Raw genomic sequence first — 14,282 nt, forward strand, 5'->3', positions numbered from 1 at the left:
TCGGTACGGACGCGGCGGCCTGCGTGCTCACGCCCTCACCAACCCCTGCCGCGCGGCGCCGCCCAGCGCCAGGTACACATCCTCCAGGCTGGGCGTGGCGAGCGTGAAGTCGTCGAGGGCGGCGAAGGCGGCCCCGCCGGTGACGGTGGCGACGACCGCGCGCGCCTCCTCGGGGGCGAGACGCAACGTCCAGCGGCGCCCGGACTCGACGACGCGGTCGCGCAGCGCGGCCACCTCGGGCACGTCCAGCGGCGGGCGCTCCCGCCACACCAGCTCGACCCGCACCTCGCCCGCGACCTGCTCCTTGAGCCCGGCCGGGCTGTCGCAGGCGATGACCCGCCCCCGGTCGAGGACGGCGACCCGGTCGAGGACGGTCTCGGCCTCGATGACGTTGTGGGTGACGAGCAGGACGGTGGTCCCGTGCTCGGCCCGCCGCCGGTCGACGGCACCCCACACGGCCCGCCGGGCCACGGGGTCCATGCCGGTCGTCGGCTCGTCGAGCACGAGCAGCGGCCGCTCCCCCACGAGGGCGGTCGCGAAACAGGCGAGCCGCCGCTGCCCTCCGGACAGCTTCTTCAGCGGACGGCCGGCGATCGGCGTGAGCCCCAGTTCGTCGAGGACGGCGTCCCGTTCGGCCCGCGCCCGGCGCACGTCGAGCCCGCGCAGCCGGCCGGTGGTCTCGGCGGCGAGCGACACGGTGAGTTCGTCGAGGGCGGTGGACTCCTGCCCGAGATAGGCGAGGATCCGCGCGGCACGCTCCGGATGGCGCACGATGTCGTGCCCGAGGATCTCGACGCTGCCGGTGTCGGGCCGCATCAGCCCCGTGAGCTGTCGTACGAGGGAGGTCTTCCCGGCCCCGTTCGGCCCGAGCAGCCCGAAGATCTCACCGCGCCGCACCTCCAGCCGTACGTCGTCGGTGGCCCGCACCTCGGGCGTCCCGGGGGTCCCGCGCCGGCCCCGTACGGCCGGATAGGTCTTGGTCAGCCCGCGCACGGCACACACGACCTGATCACTGTCCCGATGTGCCGGTGCCGCGCGCGTACTCACAAGGGACGAGACTACGGGGTCCGGGTCGTTCACCGGCGCTCGGGGCGGCGCTACCGCCCCTGTTCACTCCCCGGCCGGGGCGTGCTCCGCGGCCGTCCGGACATCGATCTCCCGCCAGAAACCGGCCCGGATGGCGTACCGGTCGTGCTCGTCGATCTGGTCGTCCTTGTGGGCCAGCAGACCGAACCGGGCCGCGTACCGCAGCAGCTCGCCGTCGATGCGGTGCGGGATCCGCGGGTACATCCCCGACAGCTTCTGCAGATGGCCCTGGTCCCCCAGCCGCTCCATCCACCGTCGCGCGAAGACCTGCCCCACCTCGTACGGATCCCCGCCGACGGTGGTGATGTCCTCCTCCCGGTCGGCCCAGCGCTGCTCGGCCGTCGTCAGCTGGGCGAGGGTCGGCATCGAGGCGACCTCGGAGGGCTCGGTGGCGCCGCCGGGGCGGTCGACCCAGCCCTTGTCGGAGGACCAGCGCAGGGTGGCGGTGGCGGGGTGCTGGACGGCCTGGGCGCCGGGGGCGCGCAGTGCGGCCAGGTCCTTGGGGGTGGGCACACCCTTGGACGTGGGCACCCGCTCCTCGGCGCCGTTCTGCGCGGCGGCCACCGAGTGCTCCGGCTCCTCGGCGGGCGACTCGGGCGACGCCGTGAGCCCGGAGTCGGGCAGCGGCGCGGAGAGGATCGCGGCGATCTCGGGGCGCGGCGCGGGCGGCGGCGCGCAGATCCCGCCCAGTTCCTTGGCGCGTACGGCCTTGGTGATCCACGTCCGGTCCAGGACCCGGCGCTCGTCGGCCTCGGCGACCAGGTCCTCGGACTGGTTGTAGTCGCCGTCGGCGGCCTGCACGGCCCACAGGTGTACGGCGACGCCGTGCTCCTTGGCGGCCATCATGCCCGGCAGCAGGTCGCCGTCGCCGGTGACGAGGACGACGTCGGAACAGGCGCGGTTGCGGGCCAGCTCGGTGAGCTCGGCGTGCATCGCGGCGTCCACGCCCTTCTGGGCCCAGCGTCCGTCGCTGCGGGTCAGCGCGCCGAGCCGGACGGTGACCCGGGGCATCACGCGCAGCCTGCGGTGTTCGGGCTGGGGGACGCGGTCGGGGGCGCCGTCGAACCAGTAGATGCGCAGCAGCGGCCGCTGCGTGTCGGACTCGGCTCGCTCGCGCAGCCCCTGGATGAGGGCAGCGTGGTCGACGGTGATCCGGGATCGCGAGGGCTCACCGGCGAGGAGACTGGCCGCGGCCCCCAGGAGATACCCGGCGTCCACCAGGACGATGCAGCGGTCCACGCGACTCACCCTCTTCCTGGGAGGTTTGCTTGGGGCTTCCTTCGAGTCTGCCCGACCGCGCAGAGGTTAACGGCCCGAACTCGATCTTCGGCGTGGCGTTTCGGGACATCGCTGTCCGGCGGCGCTCTCCGACGACCCATGTCACGCACGGTAATTATCCGAAATGCGTTCATTGTCAGCCTATGTGAACCTGGTCCCGGCCCTGGCCCCTAGATCCCCCTCAGGAGGCAGATCACCATGGCCAAGAACAAGAACCGTGAGCGAAAACAGTCGAGGACCGAGCCCAGCCAGCAGTCGGCCCAGCACTCCTCGGTGGAGTCGCAGGCCGACCAGCGCACCACTCAGGTGACCCCCGGCGACATCGCGCGCAAGGGCCGGCAGAAGCGCTTCGGTCACAACTGACATCTTCATAAAGGGCTGTTGAGCCGATCGGGCCGTTGAGCCCATCGGGCCGTCGAGCCCAGGCACACACCGAGGGGCGCACCCGTTCGCGGATGCGCCCCTCGCGTGATCAGTCGCTCAGCCGGCCAGACAGGAAGGGCCGAGCAGCACCTTCAGGTCGCCGAACAGTGCCGGATCCGGCTTCACCCGGTGCCGGTCGAGGCGCAGCACCGTCGTCTTCGTCGGCCCCTGGAGCTTGATGCGGACCTCGCTGTCGCCCTTGTGGTGGCTGAGGATCTCGCCGAGGCGACTGACCATCGGCGGGGTGACCCGCGTGGCCGGGATGGTAAGAATCACGGGCGCGTTGGTGCCGGCGTTCGACAGGTCCGGGACCTGGAGCTCCATCGCGACCAGCCGCGGCACGTCCTCGCGCTTGTCCAGGCGCCCCTTGACGAACACGACGGCGTCCTCGACGAGTTGGGTCGACACGAGCTGGTACGTCGCCGGGAAGAACATGCACTCGATGGAGCCCGCGAGGTCCTCCACCGTGGCGATGGCCCAGGCGTTGCCCTGCTTGGTCATCTTGCGCTGGAGGCCCGAGATGATGCCGCCGATGGTGACGACCGCACCGTCCGCGTGCTCACCTCCGGTGAGCTGGGCGATGCCCGCGTCGGCCTTGTCGGACAGCACGTGCTCCAGGCCGAAGAGCGGGTGGTCGGAGACGTACAGACCGAGCATCTCCCGCTCCTGGGCGAGCAGATAGGTCTTGTCCCACTCCTCGGTGGTGAACTCCACGTCGAGGCCGAACCCGGGCTCGCTGGTGTCCTCCTCGCCCATCCCGCCGAAGAGGTCGAACTGGCCCTCGGCCTCCTTGCGCTTGACCGCGACCACGTTGTCGATCATCGGTTCGTACTGCGCGGTGAGGCCCTTGCGGGTGTGGCCCATGGAGTCGAAGGCACCGGCCTTGATCAGCGACTCCGTCGTCCGCTTGTTGCAGACCACGGCCTCGACCTTGTCGAGGTAGTCGGGGAAAGACGAGTACTTCCCCTTCGCCTTACGGCTCTTGATGATCGACTCGACGACGTTCGTACCGACGTTGCGGACGGCGGAGAGGCCGAAGAGGATCACGTCGTCGCCCTGCGCGGCGAAGTTCGACTCGGACTCGTTGACGTTCGGCGGGAGCACCTTGATGCCCATGCGCCGGCACTCGTTGAGGTAGACGGCCGACTTGTCCTTGTCGTCCTTGACGGAGGTGAGGAGCCCGGCCATGTACTCGGCGGGGTAATTCGCCTTCAGGTAGGCGGTCCAGTACGAGACGAGGCCGTACGCGGCCGAGTGCGCCTTGTTGAAGGCGTATCCGGCGAAGGGGACCAGCACGTCCCACAGGGCCTGGATCGCCTCGTCGCTGTAGCCGTTCTTCCGGGCACCGGCCTGGAAGATGGTGAAGTTCTTCGCCAGCTCCTCGGGCTTCTTCTTACCCATCACTCGGCGGAGGATGTCGGCCTCGCCGAGCGAGTAGCCGGCGATGATCTGGGCCGCCTTCTGCACCTGCTCCTGGTAGACGATCAGGCCGTAGGTGACCGCCAGGACCTCCTCGAGGGGCTCTTCGAGCTCCTTGTGGATCGGCGTGATCTCCTGCAGCTTGTTCTTGCGCAGGGCGTAGTTGGTGTGCGAGTCCATGCCCATCGGGCCCGGACGGTAGAGCGCGGAGACGGCGGAGATGTCTTCGAAGTTGTCGGGCTTCATCAGGCGCAGCAGCGAGCGCATGGGGCCGCCGTCGAACTGGAAGACGCCGAGGGTGTCGCCGCGCTGGAGCAGTTCGAAGGTCTTCGGATCGTCGAGCGGGAGGCTCAGCAGATCGATGTCGATGCCCTTGTTGGACTTCACCATCTTGACGGCGTCGTCCATGATCGTCAGGTTGCGCAGGCCGAGGAAGTCCATCTTCAGCAGGCCGAGCGACTCACAGCTCGGGTAGTCCCACTGCGTGATGGTCACACCGTCGGTGTGCCTGACCCAGACGGGCACGTGCTCGGTGATGGTCTCGCTGGACATGATCACGCCGGCGGCGTGCACGCCCATCTGCCGGACCAGGCCCTCGACACCCTTGGCGGTGTCGATGACCTTCTTCACGTCCGGCTCGTTCTCGTACATCGCGCGGATCTCGCCCGCCTCGCTGTAGCGCGGGTGCGAGGGGTCGGTGATGCCGTTGAGGTCGATGCCCTTGCCGAGGACGTCGGCGGGCATCGCCTTGGTGAGGCGGTCGCCCATGGCGTACGGGTAGCCCAGCACGCGCGCGGAGTCCTTGATCGCGTTCTTGGCCTTGATCTTGCCGTAGGTGCCGATCATGGCGACCTTGTCGGCGCCGTACTTCTCGGTCACATACCTGATCACTTCGACGCGCCGACGCTCGTCGAAGTCGATGTCGACGTCGGGCATGGAGACGCGCTCGGGGTTCAGGAACCGCTCGAAGATCAGACCGTGCGGGATCGGGTCGAGGTCGGTGATGCCCATGGCGTAGGCGACGATCGAACCGGCGGCGGAGCCTCGGCCGGGGCCGACGGCGATGCCCTGGTTCTTCGCCCACATGATGAAGTCGGCGACCACGAGGAAGTAGCCCGGGAACCCCATCTGGATGATGACGTCCATCTCGTACTCGACCTGCTTCTGGCGGTCCTCCGGGATGCCGCCGGGGAAGCGCCGCTCCATGCCGCGGCGGACCTCCTCCTTGAACCAGGTGACCTCGGTGAAGCCGTCGGGGATGTCGAACTTCGGCATGAGGTTCCTGGCCTCGAACATGCCGGTGGTGTCGATCTGCTCGGCGACCAGGAGGGTGTTGCGGCAGCCCTCCTGCCAGGCGTCCGAGGAGTCGATGGCGTACATCTCGTCCGTGGACTTCAGGTAGTAGCCGGTGCCGTCGAACTTGAGGCGGTTCGTGTCGGAGAGGTTCTTGCCGGTCTGGATGCACATGAGGGCGTCGTGGGCGGTGGCCTCGTGCGCGTACGTGTAGTGCGAGTCGTTGGTGACCAGCGGCGGGATGCCGAGCTTCTTGCCGACCCGCAGCAGGTCGTCGCGGACCTTGTGCTCGATGTCGATGCCGTGGTCCATCAGCTCCAGGAAGTACCGGTCCTTGCCGAAGATGTCCTGGTAGTCGGCGGCCGCCTTCAGCGCCTCGTCGAACTGGCCGAGCCGCAGCCGGGTCTGCAGCTCACCCGACGGGCAGCCCGTGGAGGCGATGAGCCCCTCGGACCACTGGGAGATCGACTCCTTGTCCATCCGGGGCCACTTCTGCAGCCAGCCCTCGGCGTACGCGTCCGAGGAGAGCCTGAAGAGGTTGTGCAGGCCCGTCCTGTCCGCCGCCCACATCGTCGCGTGGGTGTAACCGCCGGAACCGGAGATGTCGTCCCGCTTCTGGTGCGGCTGGCCCCACTGGATCTTGCGCTTGTTGCGCCGGGACTCGGGGGCGATATACGCCTCGATCCCGATGATCGGGGTGATCCCGGCTTTCTTCGCGGTGTGGAAGAAGTCGTACGCCCCGTGGAGGTTGCCGTGGTCGGACATGGCGATGTGTGTCATGCCCATCTCATTGCACGCGTTGAACATGTCCTTCAGCCGCGCGGCACCGTCCAGCAGCGAGTACTGGGTGTGGACGTGCAGGTGCGTGAACGGCGGCTTTGACACGGCTGCGGCCTCCAAGGGAGCAGGTGCGGCGCGAAGCGCCTCGTTGAGGGGTGGTGGTCGGGTGACGGGTGGGCATGCGTCGACGGGGGTCCGACAGGCTGCGGACAGTCTGGGGGACAGCGTCGAAGTCTATGCCTCGGCACTGACACCCGGCGGGCTTCCACGCGTACCTTCATCCGAGGAACGCGGGCACTCCCGCGTACCTTCGCACGTTGGGGAGGGCGGAAGATCCTCGCGCCGCGTGCGGAGAGATCTGCCCCACATGTCATGCATCACCTGCACCAGGAGGCACCCAGCGATGTCGGTCCCGCAGCTCAGCGCCGAGCAACGCGGCGAGGAGATCCTCGCCGTCTTCGACACCGCCTTCGGCCGGCTCCTGGCCGCCGACCCGGCCGCGTTCCGGGTGAAGTTCCGGAAGATGGCGGCCTCGGCCTTCGCGTTCTACCGCGGCACGGCAGGCCTCTTCTACCACGACCTGGAGGCCGAGAAGCGGGGCGGCCCGTACCTGGACGAGCGCACCTCGCGCGTGTGGATCCACGGCGACCTGCACGCCGAGAACTTCGGCACGTACATGGACGCCAACGGCCGGCTGATCTTCAACGTCAACGACTTCGACGAGGCGTACGTCGGCCCCTTCACCTGGGACCTCAAGCGCTTCGCCGCCTCCGTGGCCCTCATCGGGTACGCGAAGGCGTTCAGCGACGACCAGATCACCGAGCTGGTGGAGGTGTACGCGGGCGCGTACCGCGAGCGGATCCACGCCCTGGCGACCGGTGCCAAGCGCGACGAGGTGCCGCCCTTCACCCTGGACACCGCCCAGGGCCCCCTGCTGGATGCGCTGCGCGACGCCCGCTCGCTGACCCGCTTCGGGCTGCTGGACTCGATGACCGAGATCCGCGACTTCGAGCGCCGCTTCGCGCCCGGCGGCGGCTCCATCGAGCTGGACGCTGCCACCCGCTACAAGGTGCTCGCGGCCTTCGACGGCTACCTGGAGACGCTGCCGGAGTCCTCCCTGTCCCGCCCGGACTCCTACCGCGTCAAGGACGTCGTCGGCCGCCGCGGCATCGGCATCGGCTCGGCCGGTCTGCCGTCGTACAACATCCTCCTGGAGGGCCACACCGACGCCCTCGAGAACGACGTCGTGATCTACATCAAGCAGGCCCAGACCCCGGCCGTCTCCCGCCACATCACCGACCCGGCGATCCGCGACTACTTCCAGCACGAGGGCCACCGCACGGTGATCTCCCAGCGCGCCCTCCAGGCACACGCCGACCCGTGGCTGGGCTGGACCGAGCTGGACGGCGCGGGCCAGTTGGTCGCCGAGGTCTCGCCGTACGCGGTCGACCTCGACTGGGGCGACATCGACGACCTGGAGGAGATCGCCGCGGTCGTCGCCGACCTGGGCCGCGCGACGGCCACGATGCACGGGGCGGCGGACGACCAGTCCGGCGAGTCCCTCGTGCCCTTCTCCACGGAGCGGGCCATCGACGCGGCGATCGCGGCCGACGAGGACGGCTTCGCCGGGCTTCTGGTCGACTTCGCGCACGGCTACGGGGCACGCGCGCGTGCCGACCACCAGATCTTCGTGGACCTCTTCCGCAACGGACGGATTCCGGGTCTGTAACCGACCGGCCGCTCACAGGGTCCCTTTAGGGGTCTCTTACGGGAGCACGTGACACACTCTCCTCCGCTATGGACATATCCGGGACCCACCTCAGAGCCGTACGCGCGGCGCTGTTCACGGCAGTCGTCGTGACGCTCAGCACCGCGTCGCACGTGCTGCTGTCCCGGGTCCCGCTGCCGGTGAACACGGTGGCCGCGGTCGCGGTCACCGTGTTCGTCCTCGCGTACGCGCTGGCGGGCCGCGAGCGGAGCTTCGGGCGGATCGCCGCCCTGCTGGTCCCGCTGGAGCTGGCCGCCGACACCGTCTTCACCACCGGCCAGCACGTCTGCTACGGCCGCGCGGGCGGCCCGGTCGCCGGCCCGCTGCGCTCGGTCGGCTTCGACGTGCTGTGCGGCGGCGGCTCCGACGTCGGCATCCCGCTGGCCCGCGTGACCGGAGCCGACACCGACCGGGTCGCGGCCCTGCTCGCCCACGCCGACCCGGCCACGGCCTGGCTGCTGCTCGGCACGCACATCGTCGTCGGCCTCCTCGCGACCGCCTGGCTGCGTCGCGGCGAGCGGGCCCTGGCCCAGGTGCTGCGGGCCATGGCCGCGACCACGTTCCGGCCGCTGCTGCTGGCCGTCGCCGCGGTGACCGTACAGCCCGCCCCGGCGGCCCGCCGCCTGCCGCGCCCGGTCCTCCGCGCGGCCACCGCTCGTGGTCCTCTCCTCGCACACTCCCTGGGACGGCGTGGACCGCCGTGCTCGGCCACCTTCGCCTAGGGACCTGTCCGGCCGATCATGCCGCGGACGCGGGGGTCGGCACGCACATCTGCCGCGTTGGCGTCACTCGCCGACTCCCCCACTCTCGGCTTCGCTCGAGCGGGGGAACCCCCATCGCGTCGACGCCCTCCTCCGCCTTGCAGCTGCACGCACCAGCCCCAGCTCACCGGCACTCCCGAGGCACCGTCGCTTTCCTGCGACTTGATCGGCCGGACAGGTCCTGGCACACCCAGTCCCCACACCTATTCCACGCACGACATGTGCGTGTTCCCTATGGAGACCACTGACATGAGCAAGCGGAACAGCGCGGCGGCGAAGACGGCGGCCCGGGAGCGGCTGCGCCTCGAGCGTGAGCGCCAGGCCAAGAAGGCCAAGGTCAAGCGGCAGGTCATCGTCGCTTCCTCCGCGGTCGCCATCCTGGCGATAGCCGGCGGCATAGGTTACGCCGTCGTCCAGGCCAACAAGCCCGGCTACTGGGAAGCGGCCAAGAAGGACACGCTCGTCAAGCCGGCCAACACCACCGGCAAGAACGGCACGACCGTCGTCATCGGCGAGAGCAGCGCCAAGAAGACCCTCGTGATGTACGAGGACCCGCGCTGCCCGATCTGCGCCCAGTTCGAGCAGACCGTCGGCTCGACGGTGAAGAAGGACCTCGACGCCGGCAAGTTCAAGATCCAGTACGTCGGTGCCACGTTCCTCGACAACAGCCTCTCCGGCGAGGGCTCCAAGAACGCGCTCAGCGCCCTGGGCGCCGCGCTCAACGTCAGCCCCGAGGCGTTCGTCGAGTACAAGACCGCGCTGTACTCGACGAAGTGGCACCCGGAGGAGACCGACGACAAGTTCAAGGACGACGCCTACCTGATCAAGGTGGCGAACACGGTCTCCGCCCTGAAGAACAACACGAAGTTCCAGAAGGCCGTGAAGGACGGCACCTACGACAAGTGGGCGCTGGACATGTCCGCCACCTTCGACGACAGCGGGGTGTCGGGCACCCCGACCCTGAAGATGGACGGCAAGGCGCTGACCGGCTCTGACGGCCAGAACGCGCCGATGACGGTGGCCGACTTCAACACGGCGATCGAGGCGGCACTCAAGGCCTGATCCGCCTTACTGCCTGATCCGCCGCTGGTCTGGTCCGACCGGCACACGAAGAGCGGGCGAACTTTTGTGAGTTCGCCCGCTCTCGTTCATACCGATCAGTAACCTGATCGCTCGTGACCAGTCGATACAGATCATCCGAGGGCATCAACTCCCTTTCGCCCCGCCGCCGTACGGTCGTCAAGGCCGCGGCGGCCACTGCTGTCCTGGCCGGCCCGCTCGCCGCCGCGCTGCCCGCGCGTGCCGCCGGCGAGGCCCCCGCCTTCCTGCACGGCGTCGCCTCCGGTGACCCGCTGCCCGACGGCATCCTGCTGTGGACGCGCGTGACACCCACCGCCGAGGCGATACCCGGCTCAGGGCTGGGTCCGGACACCGAGGTCAGCTGGATCGTCGCCAAGGACAAGGCGCTGACGAACATCGTCGCCAAGGGCTCCCTGACCGCGACGGCCGCTTCCGACCACACCGTCAAGGCCGACATCCGCGGCCTGGAACCGGCCACCGACTACTGGTTCCGGTTCTCGGCCGGCGGTGCCGACTCCTCGGTCGCCCGCACCCGCACCACTCCGGCCACCGACGCCGCGGTCTCCGGCCTCCGCTTCGGCGTGGTCTCCTGCGCCAACTGGGAGGCCGGCTACTTCTCCGCGTACCGCCACCTCGCGGCCCGCAACGATCTCGATGCCTGGCTGCACCTCGGCGACTACATCTACGAGTACAAGTCCGGCGAGTACGCGGCCCGCGACACGGTCGTCCGCCCGCACGCGCCCGCGAACGAGATCCTCACCCTCGCCGACTACCGCATCCGGCACGGCAAGTACAAGACCGACCCGGACCTCCAGACCCTGCACCACAAGGCGCCGGTCATCGCGATCTGGGACGACCACGAGTTCGCCGACAACGCCTGGTCGGGCGGCGCGGTCAACCACACCGAGGGCGCCGAGGGCACCTGGACGGCCCGTCAGGCAGCCGCCAAGCAGGCCTACTTCGAGTGGATGCCGGTCCGCCCGGCGATCGCGGGCACGACCTACCGCCGACTGCGCTTCGGCAAGCTCGCCGACCTCTCCCTGCTCGACCTGCGCTCGTTCCGCTCCCAGCAGGCCTCCACGGCCAGCGGTTCGGTGGACGACCCGGACCGTACGCTCACCGGTCGCGCCCAACTCGACTGGCTGAAGGCGGGCCTGAAGGCGTCAGACACCACCTGGCGGCTGGTCGGCAACTCGGTGATGATCTCGCCGTTCGCGGTCGGCTCGCTCTCCGCGGACCTGCTGAAGCCGCTCGCCAAGCTGCTCGGCCTGCCGCAGGAGGGACTGGCCCTCAACACCGACCAGTGGGACGGCTACACCGACGACCGCCGCGAACTGCTGGCCCACCTGCGCTCGAACGCGATCGGGAACACGGTCTTCCTCACCGGCGACATCCACATGGCGTGGGCGAACGACGTACCGGTGGACGCCGGCACGTACCCGCTGTCCGCGTCCGCCGCCGCGGAGTTCGTCGTCACCTCGGTGACCTCCGACAACCTCGACGACATCGTGAAGGTCCCCGAGGGCACCGTCTCCACGATCGCCTCGCCGATCATCCGCGCCGCCAACCGGCACGTCCACTGGGTCGACACCGACCGCCACGGCTACGGCGTCCTGGACATCACCGCCGAGCGCGCGCAGATGGACTACTACGTCCTGTCCGACCGCACGGACGCGAACGCGACCTCGTCCTGGACCCGTTCGTACCGCACACGCACCGGCACCCAGAAGGTCGAGCGGACGTACGACCCGGTCTGAGCGGCCTTGACGAAGTCCGGTGCGGTATCGCGCCCCGCATCGCGCTTCCAGCGGAGCGCTCAGAGCGTCTCGAGGAAGCCGAGCGCCACCCGCCAGGTGGCCTCGGCGGCCTCCTCGTCGTAGTCCGGCAGGTCGGGGTCGGTGTAGAGGTGACCGGCCCCGTCGTATCTGTACACCTCGACGTCGGCGCCGGCCCGGAGCATCTGGAGATACCAGGCGCTCAGCCAGTCGTCCGTCTCGAACGGGTCCGGTTGGGCCACGTGCAGCTGGACCGGCAGCTCGTCCACCTTGGCGTTGGCCGCGATGTCCGACGTGCCGTGCAGGAGGAGCAGCCCGCGCGCCTTCTCGTCGCCGAGGGCCAGCGTCTGCGCGATGGAGGCGCCGAGGGAGAACCCCGCGTACACGAGCCCGCGCTCGGAGTAGGGCGCGGCGGCCAGGACGGCCCGCTTGAGCAGCTCGTCCTTGCCGAGCTCCTCGCTGAAGGCCACGCTCTCCTCGACCGTCTCGAACGTACGTCCGTCGAAGAGATCCGGCGTCCACACCTCGTGCCCGGCCGCGCGCAGCCGGTCCGCCGCCGCACGCACCGCGGGCCGCAGTCCGTACGTCGAGTGAAAGAGCATGATGTTCATGAGGCCATGGTGCCAGCCGGGTACGACAACTCCCGGGCGCCCATACCCACGACGACGCGGAACTCACATGTTCATGACCCGCCGGGCCTGGTTAGGTTCGGAAGCATGGAGAACGTACTCCGCCCGCTGATCGTGATCGGCGGCTCGGTCATCCTCACGCTGGCCCTGGGCTGGGCCACGGACCGGCTGCTGCGCAAGGCCGACGAACGGCATCGCGAGACCCCGCTGTGGGGTCTGCTGCGCCGTGGCCGCATCCCCTACCAGCTCGTGCTCTGGGCGGCCATGCTCAGAGGCTCGTACGACGAGGCGAAGGTGCTGGAGGAGCACCGGGTCGGCGTCGGCCGGACGCTGACCCTGGTGCTGATCGGGTCCGCGGCCTGGCTGGTGATCCGGATCGCGGCCGCCATCGTCGAGACGTCGTACAGCCGCTACGCCCGCGCCCACCGCGACCCCGCCCGGGTCCGCCGCGTCCGCACCCAGGTGTCGCTGATCATGCGCGTGGTGTCGGCGGTCGTCGGCGTGGTCGCCGCGGCCACGATGCTGCTGACGTTCCCGGCGATGCGCGCGGCCGGCGCCTCGCTGCTGGCCTCGGCCGGCATCCTCGGCATCGTCGCCGGTGTCGCCGCGCAGTCCACGCTCAGCAACATGTTCGCGGGGCTGCAGATCGCCTTCGGCGACATGGTGCGGATCGGCGACACGGTCGTGGTGGACGGCGAGTGGGGCACGGTCGAGGAGATCACGCTGACGTTCCTGACCGTACGGACCTGGGACGAGCGCCGGATCACCATGCCGGTGTCGTACTTCACGTCGAAGCCGTTCGAGAACTGGTCGCGCGGCACCCCGCAGATGACCGGCATCGTCTACTGGCATCTCGACCACGCGGCGCCCGTCGAGGCGATGCGCGAGAAGCTCCGCGACATCCTGCGCGAGTGCCCGGCCTGGGACGGCCGTGACTACGGCGTCGCGGTCACCGACTCGACGCCGAACACCATCCAGGTGCGCGCCCTGGTGACCGCGAAGGACGCGGACGACATCTGGACGGTACGGGTCACGGTCCGCGAACAGATGATCCGCTGGCTGAGCGCGGAGCACCCGTACGCGCTGCCCCGGGTCAACACGGCGGACTCGGTGCTGCCGCCGGGCCGCCGGTCCCCCGACGGGGAGTCCCGCGACGGGGCCGTGCGCCGCGCCCACGAGCCGCCGCGGACGGGCCGCGGCTGACCGTCAGTGTCCCCGCTCGGCGCCGCCGTTGACCTGGATGACCTGCGAGGTGACATGCCCGGCGGCCGGGGACGCGAGCCAGTGCAGGGTCGCGGCGACGTCCCCGGGCGTACCGGCACGCCCGGTGGGGGTTTCCCGGATGAGCCGTTCCCGCCGGGCGGCCTCGATCGCGTCCCCGAAGAAGCCGGTGTCCTCGACATAGCCCGGGGCGACGACGTTCACGGTGATCCCGCGCGGCCCGAGATCCCGGGCCAGGTCGTGGGCGTACGGGTGCAGCGCGGCCTTGGCGCCGGCGTACGCCCCACTGCCCGACCCCCGGTAGGCGGCGATGGAACTGATGAACAGCACCCGCCCGCCCGGCTCGGCGAGGCGGTCCCGCAGGGCCTCCGTGAGGAGAGCGGCGGTCAGGGTGTTGATCCGGAAGTTGACGGTCCAGTTGTGCGCGACGACATCGAGCGGATCGTCACTGTCGCTCCCGGGCTCGAGTTGTCCGGTGCCTCCGGCGCTGTGCACGAGGACGTCCACGGTCCCCAGCTCCCGTGCCACGAAGTCGGCGACGCCCCGCACCTCACGCGGATCGCTGAGATCGGCCGCGTACGTCAACGCCCCCGGCACCCCGGCCTTCTCCAGCACCTCGGCCCGCCGCCCGAGCAGCAGGACCTGATCCCCGTCCGCGGCGAACACGTGTGCCGCCGCGAGCCCGATCCCCGTACCGCCACCACTGATCACGACATTGCGAGCCATGATCCGAGCCTATGCACGGGACACCGGCCAGGTCGCTGCATTC

The 14,282-nt window shown here is 69.8% G+C and carries 11 protein-coding genes; 6 read left to right on the forward strand and 5 right to left on the reverse strand.

Features of this window, described 5'->3' with window-relative positions; translation table 11 throughout:
* Positions 1-27: 27 nt before the first annotated feature.
* Positions 28-1,002 carry an ABC transporter ATP-binding protein gene (locus tag ABT114_RS15170; RefSeq protein ID WP_351142518.1) on the reverse strand — a complete coding sequence of 325 codons (975 nt, stop codon included), beginning with the start codon at positions 1,000-1,002 and terminating at the stop codon, positions 28-30.
* Between the two features lie 108 nt (positions 1,003-1,110).
* Positions 1,111-2,325, reverse strand: coding sequence for an NYN domain-containing protein (locus ABT114_RS15175; protein ID WP_351142520.1), 1,215 nt, complete (start codon positions 2,323-2,325; stop codon positions 1,111-1,113).
* Positions 2,326-2,562: 237 nt separating this feature from the next.
* Here ABT114_RS15175 and ABT114_RS15180 point away from each other — a divergent pair, with 237 nt between their 5' ends.
* Positions 2,563-2,727, forward strand: a complete 165-nt coding sequence (locus ABT114_RS15180; RefSeq protein WP_351142522.1) for a hypothetical protein — start codon at positions 2,563-2,565, stop codon at positions 2,725-2,727.
* 117 nt (positions 2,728-2,844) lie between these two features.
* Here the strand turns inward: ABT114_RS15180 and dnaE are convergent, their stop codons facing one another.
* A complete protein-coding gene (gene dnaE, locus ABT114_RS15185) occupies positions 2,845-6,384 on the reverse strand; it encodes a DNA polymerase III subunit alpha (RefSeq protein WP_351142524.1) in 3,540 nt (1,179 codons plus the stop codon).
* A 298-nt stretch (positions 6,385-6,682) separates the two neighbouring features.
* On the opposite strand from dnaE, the gene ABT114_RS15190 reads away from it, so the two are divergent.
* From ABT114_RS15190 to ABT114_RS15205, 4 genes are all read left to right on the forward strand, one after another.
* A complete protein-coding gene (locus ABT114_RS15190; RefSeq protein ID WP_351142527.1) occupies positions 6,683-8,008 on the forward strand; it encodes a DUF2252 domain-containing protein in 1,326 nt (441 codons plus the stop codon).
* A 68-nt stretch (positions 8,009-8,076) separates the two neighbouring features.
* The gene (locus tag ABT114_RS15195) at positions 8,077-8,769 is read left to right on the forward strand and encodes a hypothetical protein (RefSeq protein ID WP_351142529.1); all 693 of its coding nucleotides are present in this window, start codon (positions 8,077-8,079) and stop codon (positions 8,767-8,769) included.
* A 288-nt stretch (positions 8,770-9,057) separates the two neighbouring features.
* Complete coding sequence (locus tag ABT114_RS15200; RefSeq protein WP_351142531.1) at positions 9,058-9,870, forward strand: thioredoxin domain-containing protein; 813 nt, start codon at positions 9,058-9,060, stop codon at positions 9,868-9,870.
* 113 nt (positions 9,871-9,983) lie between these two features.
* On the forward strand, positions 9,984-11,645 hold the full coding sequence (locus ABT114_RS15205; protein ID WP_351142533.1) for an alkaline phosphatase D family protein: 1,662 nt from the start codon (positions 9,984-9,986) through the stop codon (positions 11,643-11,645).
* A gap of 59 nt (positions 11,646-11,704) precedes the next feature.
* Here the strand turns inward: ABT114_RS15205 and ABT114_RS15210 are convergent, their stop codons facing one another.
* Positions 11,705-12,274: a dienelactone hydrolase family protein gene (locus tag ABT114_RS15210; RefSeq protein ID WP_351142535.1), complete on the reverse strand. Its 570-nt coding sequence runs from the start codon at positions 12,272-12,274 to the stop codon at positions 11,705-11,707.
* Positions 12,275-12,379: 105 nt separating this feature from the next.
* On the opposite strand from ABT114_RS15210, the gene ABT114_RS15215 reads away from it, so the two are divergent.
* Positions 12,380-13,495 carry a mechanosensitive ion channel family protein gene (locus ABT114_RS15215; protein ID WP_351142537.1) on the forward strand — a complete coding sequence of 372 codons (1,116 nt, stop codon included), beginning with the start codon at positions 12,380-12,382 and terminating at the stop codon, positions 13,493-13,495.
* Positions 13,496-13,498: 3 nt separating this feature from the next.
* Here ABT114_RS15215 and ABT114_RS15220 read toward each other — a convergent pair whose 3' ends face one another.
* Complete coding sequence (locus tag ABT114_RS15220) at positions 13,499-14,239, reverse strand: SDR family NAD(P)-dependent oxidoreductase (RefSeq protein ID WP_351142539.1); 741 nt, start codon at positions 14,237-14,239, stop codon at positions 13,499-13,501.
* Positions 14,240-14,282: the final 43 nt, after the last annotated feature.

This window comes from Streptomyces sp. NPDC002088 (genome assembly GCF_040296605.1).
In the GTDB taxonomy this organism is placed as follows: Bacteria; Actinomycetota; Actinomycetes; order Streptomycetales; family Streptomycetaceae; genus Streptomyces.

Coding starts and splice junctions, on each gene's coding strand:
- ABT114_RS15210 (WP_351142535.1), bottom strand. CDS start 12,274: ATGAACATCATGCTCTTTCACTCGACGTACGGACTGCGGCCCGCGGTG.
- ABT114_RS15180 (WP_351142522.1), top strand. CDS start 2,563: ATGGCCAAGAACAAGAACCGTGAGCGAAAACAGTCGAGGACCGAGCCC.
- ABT114_RS15190 (WP_351142527.1), top strand. CDS start 6,683: ATGTCGGTCCCGCAGCTCAGCGCCGAGCAACGCGGCGAGGAGATCCTC.
- ABT114_RS15195 (WP_351142529.1), top strand. CDS start 8,077: ATGGACATATCCGGGACCCACCTCAGAGCCGTACGCGCGGCGCTGTTC.
- ABT114_RS15220 (WP_351142539.1), bottom strand. CDS start 14,239: ATGGCTCGCAATGTCGTGATCAGTGGTGGCGGTACGGGGATCGGGCTC.
- ABT114_RS15215 (WP_351142537.1), top strand. CDS start 12,380: ATGGAGAACGTACTCCGCCCGCTGATCGTGATCGGCGGCTCGGTCATC.
- ABT114_RS15200 (WP_351142531.1), top strand. CDS start 9,058: ATGAGCAAGCGGAACAGCGCGGCGGCGAAGACGGCGGCCCGGGAGCGG.